The sequence below is a fragment of the Paenibacillus oceani genome (assembly GCF_014705615.1).
Lineage (GTDB): Bacteria > Bacillota > Bacilli > Paenibacillales > NBRC-103111 > Paenibacillus_AB > Paenibacillus_AB oceani.
Genome location: NZ_JACXJA010000019.1, coordinates 1 through 14,881, shown reverse-complemented (window position 1 = coordinate 14,881; position 14,881 = coordinate 1). Strand labels below are relative to the sequence as shown.

12 protein-coding genes are annotated in these 14,881 nt (G+C 55.2%); 3 read left to right on the top strand and 9 right to left on the bottom strand.

Translation table 11 applies throughout. The features are described from left to right. Positions 1-32 precede the first annotated feature (32 nt). The 3 genes from IDH45_RS15030 to IDH45_RS15020 form a co-directional block, all read right to left on the bottom strand. A complete protein-coding gene (locus tag IDH45_RS15030) occupies positions 33-2,324 on the bottom strand; it encodes a DUF4838 domain-containing protein (RefSeq protein ID WP_190928939.1) in 2,292 nt (763 codons plus the stop codon). Between the two features lie 202 nt (positions 2,325-2,526). Next, a complete protein-coding gene (locus tag IDH45_RS15025) occupies positions 2,527-3,399 on the bottom strand; it encodes a sugar phosphate isomerase/epimerase family protein (protein WP_190928938.1) in 873 nt (290 codons plus the stop codon). Positions 3,400-3,424: 25 nt separating this feature from the next. Beyond that, a complete protein-coding gene (locus IDH45_RS15020) occupies positions 3,425-4,624 on the bottom strand; it encodes a Gfo/Idh/MocA family protein (RefSeq protein WP_190928937.1) in 1,200 nt (399 codons plus the stop codon). Between the two features lie 382 nt (positions 4,625-5,006). On the opposite strand from IDH45_RS15020, the gene IDH45_RS15015 reads away from it, so the two are divergent. Further along, on the top strand, positions 5,007-5,708 hold the full coding sequence (locus IDH45_RS15015; protein ID WP_190928936.1) for an AraC family transcriptional regulator: 702 nt from the start codon (positions 5,007-5,009) through the stop codon (positions 5,706-5,708). A 138-nt stretch (positions 5,709-5,846) separates the two neighbouring features. On the opposite strand, the gene IDH45_RS15010 is transcribed toward IDH45_RS15015, so the two are convergent. Next, positions 5,847-6,101 (bottom strand): hypothetical protein, encoded by a 255-nt coding sequence (locus tag IDH45_RS15010; protein ID WP_190928935.1) that lies wholly within the window; start codon positions 6,099-6,101, stop codon positions 5,847-5,849. A gap of 27 nt (positions 6,102-6,128) precedes the next feature. Beyond that, the gene (locus IDH45_RS15005; protein ID WP_190928934.1) at positions 6,129-7,319 is read right to left on the bottom strand and encodes an NAD(P)/FAD-dependent oxidoreductase; all 1,191 of its coding nucleotides are present in this window, start codon (positions 7,317-7,319) and stop codon (positions 6,129-6,131) included. Between the two features lie 442 nt (positions 7,320-7,761). Between IDH45_RS15005 and IDH45_RS15000 the strand changes: the two genes are divergently transcribed. Together IDH45_RS15000 and IDH45_RS14995 are read left to right on the top strand one after the other, a co-directional pair. Continuing rightward, entirely contained in the window at positions 7,762-8,697 is a 936-nt protein-coding gene (locus IDH45_RS15000; RefSeq protein ID WP_223836685.1) for an NAD(P)/FAD-dependent oxidoreductase, read from the top strand. A gap of 183 nt (positions 8,698-8,880) precedes the next feature. After that, the gene (locus tag IDH45_RS14995) at positions 8,881-9,132 is read left to right on the top strand and encodes a hypothetical protein (protein ID WP_190928932.1); all 252 of its coding nucleotides are present in this window, start codon (positions 8,881-8,883) and stop codon (positions 9,130-9,132) included. A 28-nt stretch (positions 9,133-9,160) separates the two neighbouring features. Here IDH45_RS14995 and IDH45_RS14990 read toward each other — a convergent pair whose 3' ends face one another. From IDH45_RS14990 to IDH45_RS14975, 4 genes are all read right to left on the bottom strand, one after another. Continuing rightward, the gene (locus IDH45_RS14990) at positions 9,161-10,780 is read right to left on the bottom strand and encodes a response regulator transcription factor (RefSeq protein ID WP_190928931.1); all 1,620 of its coding nucleotides are present in this window, start codon (positions 10,778-10,780) and stop codon (positions 9,161-9,163) included. Further along, positions 10,777-12,213 (bottom strand): extracellular solute-binding protein, encoded by a 1,437-nt coding sequence (locus IDH45_RS14985; protein ID WP_223836679.1) that lies wholly within the window; start codon positions 12,211-12,213, stop codon positions 10,777-10,779. The genes IDH45_RS14990 and IDH45_RS14985 overlap by 4 nt, the downstream gene beginning before the upstream one ends. Before the next feature lie 93 nt (positions 12,214-12,306). Then, positions 12,307-13,134, bottom strand: a complete 828-nt coding sequence (locus IDH45_RS14980) for a carbohydrate ABC transporter permease (protein WP_190928930.1) — start codon at positions 13,132-13,134, stop codon at positions 12,307-12,309. Next, positions 13,131-14,018, bottom strand: a complete 888-nt coding sequence (locus tag IDH45_RS14975; RefSeq protein ID WP_190928929.1) for a carbohydrate ABC transporter permease — start codon at positions 14,016-14,018, stop codon at positions 13,131-13,133. The genes IDH45_RS14980 and IDH45_RS14975 overlap by 4 nt, the downstream gene beginning before the upstream one ends. Positions 14,019-14,881 lie beyond the last annotated feature (863 nt).

The window sequence follows — 14,881 nt, the reverse complement described above, 5'->3', positions numbered from 1 at the left end:
CCTGCAAATTTACCTGCGGCTGCCTCCGTCGTTTATTGCCTGACCGCGATGATCCGGTCCACGTACAGATTGGCGATGGCGCTGGAGTTCGGCGGAGCCAGCCAGAAATAACGGTTGGGCTGGTTCGGATTGTACTCGTATACCCACGGAAATTCCACGAAGCTGTACGCACCGTCGGCTACATGCGCATAATCCATCGACGTCCGGCCTCCACCCGAAGGCGAATTGAAGCCGAAGTTAAATGCGGTCGTTCCGGGCGAGCCGGTACCCGGATCTACACGGACGTTCGCGTACAATTTCCACTGGCCTTCGCGGGGCAGGACCGTATCGTGCAATTGAATGGCCCACTGATTCGTGCTCCCCTTCACCTTGGCCGCTGCTTGATCGGAAGCGGCCGCATCGCTTACGAGCGTCGTCCCTGCAGGTTCGTATAGCCAGAACATATGATCCTGGAAGTCCATCCAATCCGAATCGGGCAACCCGCTGACAAAGTCCGGGATCGTCGGAAGCGTCCGGCGTATATCGATCAGGCGGTACAACGATTCCATCGTACCCTTGCTCTTGTAATTGATAATATCGGCCGTGTACGTTTTAAACCGGGCGTACCGGTTATCGTAATCGGGGTCCCATTGGATATTCCGTTTGCGCGCTTCGCTCCTATAATCAACGTATCGCATCAGGATCGTATAGTCCACCTCAATGCGCGTCCGCTGCACATGATTCAACGATACCGGATCGTTCGTCGCTGCCACAGCCTGGTCAAATAATCCGTCGATTTGACGCATCAGATCAAACGAAAGAAAAGGAGACGTGATGGGTGTGGAGATCGTAAGCGTAGAATCGCTTTGCTCGAACGCCTCATGCAGCAGCGTAATGTACTGGCTGATGTACGGCGCGGCGTCTCCGTAATACCCGTTAACAAATTCGTCGATCAGCTCGCGGTAATCCTGATCGGGATTCCAGAGCAGCCGGGCGCCGACCCATGCGCGCAGATCGGTAAGTCCCGTACTGATCGGTGCGGTATTGCCGACAATATGCTCTCCGAAGTAACCTTTGACCGAAGGGAGAGTCGCCAAATACTGGATCGTTTCGCTCATCGCATATAGACTCGGATAAGGCATCAGATAGCCGCCGCCCGAAAAGTCCATGATATAGTCCCAAAACAAAATATCGTCCGACATTTGCGCCCATTGTTCGATATTCGCTTTGGAAAAGCTGTTCTTGGGATCGTTCAGCGCCCGGCCGTGATCTTTATAGATCGGGGCGAACGTAATGACCACATTATCCGGCAAAGTCATACCGGTCGGGGCCTCTTCTGTAAACATGTAAGCAAGCGTACCGATCCGCGCATCCGGAATTTCCGTCTTCACCCGGGTCGCAATATCGCCGACCATATCCATAACTGGCGCGGCAAGCGAGCCTCCATGCTGGTTGGCGAACGCCAGAGAGTCCGGGTCCGGATTCCAGGTCGTGTCCTCTTGGCTGAAGCCGAAGGAAGCGTCTTTTCCCTCACTGACCCTTTGGGTAATGAGCTGGACCAGATTGCCGGCCGCGATACTGCGAACGCTTTCATTCATCGCCAGCAGTTGGTTTCCGTGGTGATATGGAGTTTGCGGCACGATCTTTTTGAAGTTGTGCACGTCATAAGGCCAATAGGAGGACCAGCTGTCCAGCCAAGGCTCCGACTGAGGAACATGGATAGACCGGTCGCGATACTTCCCGTTCAGTAAATTATGGGCGCGGTATTGCTCATTATTGCCGTCATTGACGTACATTTCGCGGTATTCAAAGCGCGGCACCTGCACGTCGTTCGTGACACGGAGACGCAAGTTCGGGTTGGTCGGCACGAACGTATAGGAGGGCGAATACCATTTGACCCCGACATAATAATCCAGAAAATAGTTGACGCCATACATCGTTCCGCGCGGATCGCTGCCCGCAATGATGATGTACCGCTGCGCGGCGCGGATGACAAAGCCGTCCTCCCCAAGCGAATTTCCCGCCAGCTCCGGAACGAGATTCTCGGTCAACGCGTTTCTCCCGACGACAAATAGCGGACCGGCCGGCGGAGTCGTACCTTCGGACAGCTGAAAAGGCGCTCCGGTGACCTGGGTCAAGTAATTTACCAGCTCTTGAGCGGCATGGCGCTCAAGAGCATCGGCATTGGAGCTGACGAAGACCCCGTATTTCCCTTTTCCGTTGCTCGCCAGCATCATCTGGTTCCCCTGTCCGTTCATAGAGTCGGGTGCCGCGAACGTGAAACTTTGCATCGTTACCACCACTAGAATAAGAGACAATAACACTGACGTCGATGTTCTAACCATCCGTATTCCTCCCGTTGTTCATAGTGAGACCCGCTTTCCTTCACAATCGCGATAGGCGTATCCCGCAGCGCTCATGTCCTATGAGCCATCACCTCCATTCCGGCTCCGATTCCGTTGTTCCATTAAGGGCCCAGTTACAGCTCGAGAAAGGGACACTGCCAATCGGGAGAGATTTTATTTGGTGCGGCTAAGGCCGGTTCTTCTATACTTCGTCCCACACCCGTCTGGCGTACTCCAATCCTTGCCTTGTGGCGCTTCGGCATTCCTCTACGCCTTCGAACTCGATCGACATGCAACCGTCGTATCGGGACTGCTTGATCAACCTCAGCACTTCGCGCAAGTTGATGTCGCCTTGGCCCACAATCGCACCGCGAAGCCAATTGCTTCCCGCCGTTGGAAACCAGCCGGGGCAAGCCGGGCCGGGGCTTCGGTCCGGCGTACGGATATAGAAATCTTTCAGATGAACCATGGACGCAAGGGCTATATTATGTCTGACGCCGGTAAGCGGCAACTCGTCGACACATAGAAAATTGCCAATGTCGAGCGTAGTCCGGTAATTGTCGCGATTTACCTCATGGATCAAACGTTGCACCCTTTCGCTGGCCTGAACGTAATAGCCGTGGTTCTCTACGCTTGTCGTAATTCCGTACGGAGCGGCGTAGTCGGCAATCGTGCGGCACGCTTCCGCCAGCTTCGGAAGATCGCGGTTGAAGTTGCGGACGGAAATGTCGCCGAGAGGACGCGAGGCCACGTCATGACGCATCCGTTTCGCGCCAAGCCGCCGGGTAATCTCAACATGGCGTTTCACCCTGTCGATCGTCCGCTCATATTCCTGCTCATCGGCCGCAATGAAATTCGCCCGGACGCAGTAGTTCGACACCTCGATCCCGGCCTGCCCCGCCTTGTCCCGAATCCGGTCTGCAAGCTCCGGCTGCTCCAGCAGATCGAATCCGACCGGAACGATCTCGACATGCTCCCCTCCAACTTCCGCAATCCACTCGATGGCATCCGTCACAGTCATTTCTCCGGATACGATCGCACCTTTCAAACTATACAAACTGATCCCCAATTTCATAAGCTTGCTTCTCTCCTTTGTCTTCCTACTGCAACCGCTTGTTTTTGGCAAAATCGGGGAAATAGACCGGACTTCCGCCTTGTGATGCAGATTGCGCCGAAAGCGGCATGATGGAGCTGACGGCAACGGAATCGTACACATCGAAGTCGGGCCGGCGCTTCTCCACAACAGCGGTTGCGAATTCTTTCATGACAAAATAGTCGCCGAATCGGGCGGCCTGCACGGCCTGCTCCCGGTCGGTCTCGTTACTCCACCACGGGTGTTCGAAAGTCCCGGCGTATTCGGACAGCTTGGACCAGGATACATTGCCCAGGTACGATTTTCCGGGTGTGCTGCCATCGAGCCAGATCAGGGGCTCCTCCACGGTGTCGCGGCCGGATACGAAAGCTCCCTTCGTTCCTTGCAGCTCGTAGGACAAGTAGTTGAAAGGCCGCGGGGACGAAAAATCGTTGCGCAAATAAATAACGGCTCCTTGTTTGGTGCGTATAAGCGACAAGCAGGAATCGCCTTGCTGCCAATAATCCATCCGGGCGCCGGGGTGATCCGGACCGAACACTTCCTTGAAATAGTCGCTTTGCGCCGCCGGCTTCGACACGATGGTCGTCATATAATCAAAGGTATCCCCCCTATTGATGCCAAGCCACTGCGATACTGGTCCGAGCGAATGAGTCGGGTAATTGTTGCCGTTGAACTTGCGCATCATCTCCCCCCTCCACTTCAATTCCCCCCGGTCATCGTGAGTGGCTGTCCGGACATCATGGATGTAACCGCACTCCGCATGGGTCAACTCCCCGAAGGCCCCGGATTCGGCCATCGTCCGCACCATCATGTTCGTCCGGGTGTAGCAGAAGTTTTCGGCTAACATGTAGACGGCCCCCGTCCGCTCGACCGTCTGGACCAGCTCCCAGCATTCTTCTATCGTTTGCGCGGATGCAACTTCGCATAACACATGCTTGCCGGCATTCATCGCTTGAATCGACTGGCTGGCATGAACCTCCATCGGCGTGGCCAGCAGCACCGCATCGATATCGCCATCGTCGAGCAGATGCTCGAAGCTTGTGAACGTGCGGATAGCCGGATACTGCCGCTTCCATTTGGCAAACACCTCTTCATTCAGATCGCATATGGCGCTCACTTCGACAAGTTCGGGTAAAAAATCGCAGCATTTGTGGTAGGCAAAACCGCGGTTTCCGCCTACGACAGCCAATCGCACTCGTTTGGTCATCCCGATCGCTCCTTTAACTCGATTCTTACTATGAATTATAAGAATTCAAGCCGGAATCGGAATGGAAAACAGTCAGGCCAATCTGTAAAAAACTCAGATCCGACTTTCCGTCCCCATCGTCCCTATACGCTGCCGGAACAAGTGGGTTATAATCAGACACAGATCGCTCACGACCGCTGTAACCCAAAATCGATCAAGGGGGGAACGGTTTATGCAAAGCGCGCAAAGACAAAAGGGGAACTTTTCCAGCTATCTTGCCAATGTACAGACCGCTATTCTCAGATCTTCTTATCGGATGTTAGGTGCAGAGTGGAGTCATTCCAATTTGACATACGATTTCAACCTGTTGTATTACATGGTTTCCGGGAGATGCAAGATATGGGTGAACGGATCGGTCATCACGCCCACTTCCGGACAGCTCGTTCTGCTGCCGGCAGGTGCTACGATTTCCGCTTCATCGTATAACGGGGAAGTTTTCGGAAAGTATTATTGCCACTTTACATCCACGATCGGCGAAACCCGCCTGTTCGATTTGCTGGAGCTGTCGCTATTGATCGATGTGGAGGATAAACCGCTCATGGGGGAGCTGTTCCGGGAGCTGAACGAATCGCATAACGGCAATGGCATGACCTCTCTTCTGCGCGCCAAAGCGACGTTATTGCAACTGATTTGTTATTGTATAGAGAAAAGTCCGAAGCTGATCATTAACGATTCCGGTCATCTGGACGTGCAGCGGATTACCCGGGTGCTGGAATATATCAACTTGCATCTGGCGCAAAAATTGTCCGTAGACGAGCTTGCGAAGCTGGCCCATTTTCATCCCCGTTATTTCATAACGGTATTCAAATCGATGACCGGTTTTTCCCCCATGCAATATATTGCCAAACTTCGCTACGACCGCGCTTGCACGCTGCTGCGGACAACCAACCTGAATATGAACGAGATTGCTGACCGGGTCGGGGTATTACCGGACTATTTCACGAAATTTTTCAAGCATCATGGCGGCGTTTCCCCGTCTGCGTACCGGATCGACTTCGCCACAGCGTTCCGTGAAACCGACTGGCAGGAGTATCGCCGACCGTAGTGCCGGGAGCGAGGCTGGGCTGCCGGGATATGTCCGCGGGATGTTGATGGGCGTCTGCAAAGCAAATAACCTTCATCGAAGATGAAGGTTATCGGTACGTATGGAAGCCTGCTGGAGCTTCAACAGACTGGCTGATTCTTAATCGTCGTCCTCGTCATCACCCTCGGCGAGCCGGCGCAAATATTCTTCGTCTGCCCTGTCGCGGGCGCGGCCTTTTTCCTTAAGCCGTTCGATGGCTGGCATGATGAGCAAGTCGACTTCTTTTTGCACGGTGTAGGCGAGATCGTACCGGTTTTGCGACTCGAGATACGATCCGACTTCCATCAGCGCGTTATACCGGTCCAATTCCTCACGGGTGAGCAACCCCCGTACCTGAACGCTGCAATGTCTCACGGGCCAACGCCTCCCGGTCCCTAACGATTAGAACTTTCCTTTGCGCAGTAAGAGCGAGATGCCTCCGATCATGTACAAATACCGCATGTCGATCAGCTTCTTCATCATTGCGGCGGTGCCGCCCTTCAGCTTCTTGCCGAAGACGATCCCGATCGCTTCGCCTTTGCCGAGCGAGGCGACGACGCCTTTGTTGTCGAACTTGAACTCGCGCAGCGGCTGGTTGCGAATCGAAGCGACCAGATTGTAAGCGCACGTCACGCCTTGCTGCATCGCGATCTGGGCCGTAGGCGGGTAAGGCCTGCCCTGTTCGTTCAGGATCAGGGAGCAATCCCCGATAATAGATACATTCTCATACTGTTCCGTCCGCAAATACGAATCGACCTTCACGCGGCCCCGCATCGCCTCGAAGCCGGCTTGCTCGACGAGCCGGTTGCCGCGGATGCCGCCCGTCCAGACGACGGTGGACGATTTGATCGTCTCTCCGCTGGCCAGAATGACACCCTCGGGCGTACATTCCTTGATCGCCGTAGCGATTTTGAACGTGACGCCTTTGTCCGCAAGCACCTGCATCGCGTATTCGACCAGCTCCGGATCGAAGCCCGGGAGAGCGGTCGGAGCCGCTTCGATATTGTAGATTTTGACAAGCGACGGATCGACGTCGAATTCTTTGCACAGCTTCGGAATCCGGTCGGCCAGCTCGCCGATGAATTCGATGCCTGTAAACCCGGCCCCGCCGACGACGAACGTCAAATAATCTTTGCGTTCCGGCTCGCGCTTGAACTTAGCGAACTGGTATTCGATATGCTCCCGGATCAGCCGGACGCTGTTGATGCTGCGAATATTGAAAGCAAACTCCTGAAGTCCCGGGATGCCGAACGTTTCCGATTCTCCGCCCAAGCCGATGACGAGATAGTCGTAGGACAGCGTGCCGTCTTCGAGAATGACCTTTTTCTCCTGGGGCTTAATTTGAACGACGGTCGACTTGACGAAATCAATCTTGAACTCATCGATCAGCTTCGATATGCTGACTCGGGCATTTTCCGGATTGTCCGTACCTGCCGCAGGCATATGAAGATGAGTTGTGATATAATGATAATCGTGCTTGTTGACCAGCGTGACATTCGCCTCGTTATAATTGAGCTCTTTCTGCAGTCTAAGAGCGGTCAGCACCCCACCATAGCCTGCACCCAATATGACGATTCTTGGAACTGTACTCATCTTCGTATCCCTTCCATATCCGGTTTGTTGGCTGTCCGATAGCTGTGAAAAATTACACAAGCGTTGTCAGACAAAGCTCAGTTCAAGCTTTCCAGACACCGACTGTTCATGCAACCTCACGCACACCGTCAAGCTCTCTCTATATGACCCAAATTGCCGCAGCGGCAAGGCCGCTCGTACAATATTCGACAATACTTATCAATATTTGTTACCTGCAATCATATATCTTCCTATTGAAAATATCAAGCGACAAACTGTCTAAATTTTGTCGTTATTTGTGACAAAATCGCTTCCCTTCTGCACATTCCTTTGTTTATAATAAGTGGTGTGAGAAAATGTAACAAGGCTGTACAAAATGCTATGGAGGTGTCTTTTCGTGTCAGCGAATGTACAAAATCAAGGCGTGACGGATATTATCGTCATCGGCGGCGGGCCTGCCGGGATGTTTGCGGCATTTTACGCAGGAATGCGCCAAGCTTCCGTAAAAATCATCGAGAGCATGCCGCAGCTAGGCGGACAGCTTGCAGCGCTTTATCCTGAAAAATATATTTATGATGTTGCGGGATTTCCAAAGGTGACTGCACAGGAGCTTGTGAACCGGTTGAACGAACAAATGAGCCATTTTCCGGTTGATGTCCGGCTGGAAGAGAAGGTTCTGAAAGTGACGAAGAAGGACGAGCGTCTGTTCGAGGTCGAGACCGATCAGGGCGTCCACCAATCCAAGGCGATCATCGTTACGGCCGGCGTCGGCGCTTTCGAGCCGCGGAAGCTGGACTTGCCGGAAGCGGCCAAATTCGAGAAGAAAAACCTGCACTACTTCGTAAGCGATCTGAACAAGTTCGCCGGACAAAAGGTGCTGATCAGCGGAGGCGGCGACTCCGCGGTAGACTGGGCTCTGATGCTCGAGCCGATCGCCGAGAAAGTGACGCTTATTCATCGGCGAGACAAGTTCCGCGCTCACGAGCATAGTGTCGAGCTGCTGAAGCAGTCGAAGGTTGAGGTGGTTACGCCAGTTGAGATCGAAAGCTTGAACGGAACCGACAAAATCGAATCGGTTACGATCAAGGAAGTAAAATCCGGAGCAGCCAGCGTCATCCCGGTCGATGCGGTCATCGTCAACTTCGGCTTCGTCTCCTCGCTCGGACCGATTGCCGAATGGGGCTTCGAGATCGAGAACGGCTCGATTATTGTCGACTCCCGTATGGAGACGTCGATTCCCGGCATCTTCGCCGCAGGCGACATTACCACTTATCCGGGCAAGCTGAAACTGATTGCGGTCGGATTCGGAGAAGCCCCTACCGCGATCAACAACGCCAAGGTATACATCGATCCGGATGCGAAGCTTTCCCCGGGCCACAGTAGCAACATGAAGTTTTAATATAGCACGCATAGAAGCGCTCCGCGGCCATCCGCGCGGGCGCTTTTTTTGGCGTTCCGCATCCGCCCGAATAGGTTTCGCCGTGCGGAGGAAACCTATGGGCGGATTAGGATCGGGATTTTCCGATAGCGGGACGTTGATCATGCGCGATCAAGATGTCCCAACCGGAAAGGAGAATGGCAGATGTCCTCGTTATGCCCTTACTGCAACGGAATGACCACTCTCAACCTGCAATGCCCGCAATGCGGAAACCGTTTGTTCGACGGCGGCCGCCTCGACGACTACCTCGGCCCGTATTCGCCTTATCGCGCCATCGACGACCTGAAGCTCACGAACGGATACCCCGATCTGGACCGCCGGCTGTGCGTGCACCAGACCTATTGCGAGAGCTGCGGCTACAGGCAGGAGGTGCAGGCGGAAGAATGGCTGACATAAAGCCTTGAATCCTTCCGTTCATCGGCCGTCAGCCATCCGCCTCGCCTGCCGCATGGCGCTCCCGGAATTCCGTCGGCGTCATTCCCTCGTATTTATGGAATACCTTCGTAAAGTAGCGGCGTTCCGCATACCCTACCTTATTCCCGATCGACGTAACGCTTTTGCCGGTCATGACGAGCAGCGACTTCGCCAGTTCCATCCGCTGCCGGGTCAAATATTCGACGAACGTCTCCCCGAACTGCTGCTTGAACAGCAGGCTGAAATAGCTGCAGCTGATGCCGAGATAGTCGGCAACCTCTTCGATTCCGAGATCGCTGGACATATGCCGCTGAATATAGTTTTTGGCCGACACCATCAGCACTTCACCCGTTTTCTTCGCCAGCCCGGCGTTCATGCAGGCGCTCGTCAGCCCGTCGATCGTATCGAGCAGCTCCTTGACGCAGACGCTTTTCTCCAGCTTCGCCCATACCGCTTCTTCCTGTTCGCCCTCAAGCAGCCCGATCTCCCGCATCTCCCGCATCAGATGAAGCACGACGAAGTGCAGCATCTGCTCGCCGCGCAGCACCGAAAATGCGAGGATCGCCTTCACGCTGGCATGCAGCCCTTGTGTCGCCTGCTCGACCTTGGCTCTGTCCTTCTGCTTCAGCCCGGCTACCAGCTCGTCGAGCACGCTCCAGAGCGGCTCGTTCGTCTCGCCTCCGTCTCCGGCTCCGTCTACAAACACCACATGCTGCTTCCCCGGCGACAGTTGAAGGGACCGCTGTACGCATTTATAAGCTTCCGCCAAACGCTCCATCGGTACCGGCGACGCGAAGATGCCGATACTGACCGTCAGCTTGGCGTACTGTTCGACAGCGGCCTGCAGCGAGTGCGACCAGACACGGATCTGTTCCGTTCCGGGAATCGCGCGGTCCGGACGATGCTCGAGGAGCAGACACCATTCGCCTTCGCGGGTTTGCAGCACCGCGTAAGCCTGTTCATCAGGAACCAGCGCCTCCTGCAGCACGTTGCGGACCGCGAAATTCCATAGCTTCCGCTCCCGTTCGCTCCACGGCCGGGCGATTTGCGAATAGCCGTCCAGATCGGCGACGAGCAGCGTATAAGCGGGTTGGTCCGGCAGCTCGCCTTCCTCGGGAAGCAGATGCAGCGAGCAAACCGACGTATAGTCGAGCAGAACGTCATGCAGCATTTTCTCATAAGCGAGGCTGGACAGCCGCTTCCACGTCTTCTCTTCCTTCAGCCGTTCCATCCGCTTCTCCCGGATTTGCAGGGCGAGCCTTTCCACGATCTGCCGGAGCTCCTCGTAGTCGATCGGCTTCAGAATGAAGTCTTTGGCGCCGTATTTGACCGCTGAACGGGCGTAGTCGAACTCCTGGAAACCGGTCAGCATCACGACTTCGCCCTCGTACTTTTGCTCCTGCAGCCATTTCAGCAGCGCAATCCCGTCCATTACCGGCATCCGGATATCGGACAGGATGAGGTCGGGAGCAAACTCCCCGACCAGTTCCATCGCCTTCACCCCGTTCGTCGCCATTCCGACGACGCCGAAGTTCAGCTCCTCCCAAGGAATAACCGTCTGCAAGTTGCGCATAATGTTGATTTCGTCGTCGACGAGCAGCGCCTTTAATACTTTATTGCGGAGATTCATCCGATCACCCTGCTTCCGCCTGACGAACCCGGGGATGTCTCCAACCGTGCGGACGGTCCTGTGCCGCCGCCGTACCGGTCCTGAACCGGTTTATGCAGCTCCCGGTTGGCGTTGTCCTGTGCCTGCTGCACACGCTCCAGCAGCTGGATCGCCGTCGTTTTGCCGCCGATCAGCTCCTGCATCCCGGTTTCGAGCGCTTCCCGCACCTTCGCCTGCACGATCGAGTCGAACGCCGGAAACGTCCGTGTGTCAGCCGCCTTCAGCAGCTCGCCGACGATCGGACGGACGCCGGACAGATCGGCCAGCTTCATCGCCGGCAGGATGCCGACCTCGGCAAGCTGCCGCTTCTGCATCTCCTCGCTGAACATGATCCGGATAAACGCTTTTACGGCCTCCAGCTCCTTGGCGTTCAGATGGGCGGAGAAGCCGTACCCGTTCGAGTAGCTTGCATTGATCGTCCCGTCCCCGGGCCCTCCCATGCTCGGAAAGTTAAAAAAGCCGACATCGTCCTCGACGACCGACCTGCCCGGAGCCGCGAGCCCCGAATTCGCCCAGCTGCCGTCGAACACCATCGCCGCCTCTCCCTGACGGAACGCGGTCTGCTGATCCGCATACTTCAAGCCCAGACTCTGCTCGGGAAAATATCCTTTTTGGACGAGCGTCTCATACCGCTTGAACGCTTCGGCTACGTCCGGATCGGTCCATTTCCTCGTGCCGTCCACGAAGCCCCGCACCGACTCGGTTCCCGCCATACGCACCCACATCGTATTCATCATCATATTGATCACCCAGGCGTCGGCGGAGGCGAGGGCGAACGGAGTGACGCCTTGGTGATGCGCCTTCTCCGCAACGGACATCAGTTCCTCCCATGTCCCCGGCACCCGGGCGCCGAGCTCGCGGAACAGCCGCTTGTTATAGAAAACTCCTTCGACGAAGCCGGCTGTGGGCAATCCATAAATTTTACCATTGACCGTAAATTCGTCGAGATTGAAAAACTGCTCCTTCAAGCCGAGCTCGCTTAAAATCGGCGTCAGGTCGAGCAGCCGGTTTGCCTTCGCGTATTTGTGCGTATCGGCCCCGCCGAACAGATCGAATATTTTCGGCGGCGCGCCCGCCGCCATCTCGGCCGGCAGCTTCTCGAAGCGGTGCACCTTGTCCTCCAGCCCTTCCATCTCCACCTTTAAGCCGGGAACAGCCGCTTCCATCCGGGAAGCGACGTCCTCCAGCATCTTCAGCCTCGGCCGCGCATCGTCGCGCACCTGCACATGACGCAGCGAGATCGTGAACGGCTGCGCCTGATCTCCGGACTTCCTCCCGCCTTCGAAGCTGCAAGCGCTACCAACGGCTGCGAGACCGAGTATGCAGGACAGCAGGACGGACGCTCTCCGGTTCATACGATCGATCCCCCCTGCCGCTTCTTTTCCTTTTATCATAGCCGATTCACCGCTCGTTGTCAGTCCGCCCCTCCCCGCGGTCAGCAACCCCGAAAGAGCCGGTGACGGGTAAACAGACAACCTCCCGGCGCTCTACCCTTTGACGCTGCCGGCCGTCACGCCCTCGATAATTTTACGCTGTAAAACGGCGTAGACGATCATTACCGGAATGCAGCTGATCATCACCGATGCGCACAGCGCCCCGTAGTTCATATTGAATTTGTCCATGAATTGCACGACCGCCACGGGAAGCGTCCGGAGGCTTTGGCTGGACAAAAACAAGTTGGCCATGATGTATTCGTTCCAATGGTTCATGAAATTAAGAATAAACACCGTCACGAGCGTAGGCGTCGTCAGCGGCAATACGATCCGGCCCAGCAAGCCGTATACCGTCAGTCCGTCCACGATGCCCGCCTCCTCCAGCTCTTTCGGCACCGATTTCAGAAACGCCGCGATAATGAACACCGACAGCGGAATCCCGAACGCCGTATAAGGAACGAGCAGCGCGAACGGCGTATTATACAGCCCCATGTCTTTAATCATAATATACAACGGGATCAGCAGAGATACCGGCGGAATGAGCAGGGACAGCAGCAGGGCGCCGTACACGAGCTTGCTGACGTTCGGGAATTTCATTCGGGTGACTGCGTAAGCGATCCCCGTCGCGAGCAAAATGCCGATAATCGTAGACAGTCCGCTGACGTACAAGCTGTTCAGAAAATAAGTACCGATATGCGAGCTCGAAAAGGCGTTGACGTAGTTGTCCCACTGGAACGTCCCGGGCAAGCTCCACGGGCGGAGCACAATTTCGGAGTTGCCTTTGAACGACGAGTTAAACACGAACAGCAGCGGATACAGCACGACAGCGACGTACACGAGCAGCACAAGATGCGAGATCCATTTGGTCCGCTGCAGCGTCATCCGTATTCGACCTCCTCGCTCCTTCTCGTGATCAGGTGAAAAATAAGCGTCAGTACGCAGGTGAAGAGGAAAATGAGGATCGAGATCGCGTTGGCGTAACCGAACTGCGACATCGAATACGCCTGCTTGTACATATAGGTGCCCATAACCTCCGAGCTGCCGAACGGTCCGCCCGATGTCATGATCATCACGATATCCATCGCCTTCATCGCCCCCGTAATCGACAACAGCATAATGACGAGGATGACCGGACGGATGAGCGGGATCGTCAAGTAACGCGCTTTGCGCCAACCGACGGCGCCTTCGATCTCACCGGCCTCCTGCATCTCTTTCGGAATGGCGAAGATGGCCGCGAGCACAAGCACGATATAAAAACCGGTCCACTGCCAAGCGTTCGTCACGAGAATGGCAAGGAACGCGAAATTTTCTTCCCCGAGCCAGCCGAGCGCCCACGATTCGAGTCCGACCGTGCGCAGCACCTGGTTGATGAGTCCGGCATCCGGATGGTAAATAAACTTCCATATGACCCCGACGATAGCCGTGGAGAGCACGCTGGGCATAAACACCGTCGTTTTGTAAAAATCGAGAAACCGCCGCACGCCGCTGACGAGAATCGACAAACCTACGATAGCCGGAATTTGGATGAAAACGGAAAATAACACGAAGATGATGTTGTTTTTCAGTGCGATCAGAAACTTTTCGTCCCGGAACGCCTTTATAAAATTGTCCAAGCCGTTAAACGTCGCTTCATTGATCCCGTTCCAGCTCGTCACCGAATATTTCAGCGAGCTGAGCATCGGGACGACATAAAACGTCATGTACAGCGCCAGCGCCGGGACGACAAACAATACATAAGCGAGCGGGTTGCGCAGCACTTTGTTCATGGCGGCCTCCTCAATTCCGGCATAGGCCGGCCGAGCCGGAAGCCACCGCAATTAGAAGAGACCTCCTCGTTCGAGCGTCCAATTTGGATTCGCTTACAATTCAAATTATAGGAAGGATACCAAATTTCCAGTAGACGGACATTTCTCGAATCGGGGGATAAAAATCTCTACCGGGATATGCGCGGAGGCTGGTCCGGGCGACCACTTCCGGGCTATGCGGTGAGGGGCAGAGCTGTCATAGGGAGCCGGGCGGTACAGTTTTCCTGTGCCGCCACGGGAGCACGGGCTTTTGATCAAGTTAGGGGTTAACTTGACTTCGGTTGGGCAGGAGAGGTGCCTGGGGAATGGGGGTGAGGCTAGTGCAGGTCGGGTGGGAACGCGGAGAGTACGGCTAGTTTGGGGAGTTTGGGGAGTTTGGGGAGTTTGGGGAGTTTGGGGAGTTTGGGGCGGTCGGGAAGTCGGCGCGGTCGGCGAGTTTGGCAAATTGACTAGAGCGGGAGTGCGGAGGTGCGGCGAATTGGGGTAAGGCGGGCAGCAGTTGGAGTTGTCGGAGGTAAATAGGAGTAATCAGGAAATACTGTAGCAGAAACAAAACAGGAGTGTAGGCGTAGGCGCAAGTGCAGCAGGAGTAACAGCGAATGCACGGACAAGTGCAAAGCAGCGGACAATAGCAGTCTTTTGCAGCTCTTATTCCTCGCGAAATTGGGTTTCAGCCAAAATAAGAGCCTTTTGCAGCCGTAATTTGAAGCCCATCGGCCGGATTTGCAAAATATGGGTCTGTAAAATGAAAGGTGGAACCTTTGAAATGAATCAAAATGGGACATACTATGTTCAAACAGACCATTTCGGAGGGAAAACCAATG

Excerpts from the sequence above, each read along its gene's own strand:
- IDH45_RS15030 (WP_190928939.1), bottom strand. The coding sequence starts at position 2,324 with ATGGTTAGAACATCGACGTCAGTGTTATTGTCTCTTATTCTAGTGGTG.
- IDH45_RS15025 (WP_190928938.1), bottom strand. The coding sequence starts at position 3,399 with ATGAAATTGGGGATCAGTTTGTATAGTTTGAAAGGTGCGATCGTATCC.
- IDH45_RS15020 (WP_190928937.1), bottom strand. The coding sequence starts at position 4,624 with ATGACCAAACGAGTGCGATTGGCTGTCGTAGGCGGAAACCGCGGTTTT.
- IDH45_RS15005 (WP_190928934.1), bottom strand. The coding sequence starts at position 7,319 with ATGAGTACAGTTCCAAGAATCGTCATATTGGGTGCAGGCTATGGTGGG.
- IDH45_RS15000 (WP_223836685.1), top strand. The coding sequence starts at position 7,762 with ATGTTTGCGGCATTTTACGCAGGAATGCGCCAAGCTTCCGTAAAAATC.
- IDH45_RS14995 (WP_190928932.1), top strand. The coding sequence starts at position 8,881 with ATGTCCTCGTTATGCCCTTACTGCAACGGAATGACCACTCTCAACCTG.
- IDH45_RS14990 (WP_190928931.1), bottom strand. The coding sequence starts at position 10,780 with ATGAATCTCCGCAATAAAGTATTAAAGGCGCTGCTCGTCGACGACGAA.
- IDH45_RS14985 (WP_223836679.1), bottom strand. The coding sequence starts at position 12,213 with ATGATAAAAGGAAAAGAAGCGGCAGGGGGGATCGATCGTATGAACCGG.
- IDH45_RS14980 (WP_190928930.1), bottom strand. The coding sequence starts at position 13,134 with ATGACGCTGCAGCGGACCAAATGGATCTCGCATCTTGTGCTGCTCGTG.
- IDH45_RS14975 (WP_190928929.1), bottom strand. The coding sequence starts at position 14,018 with ATGAACAAAGTGCTGCGCAACCCGCTCGCTTATGTATTGTTTGTCGTC.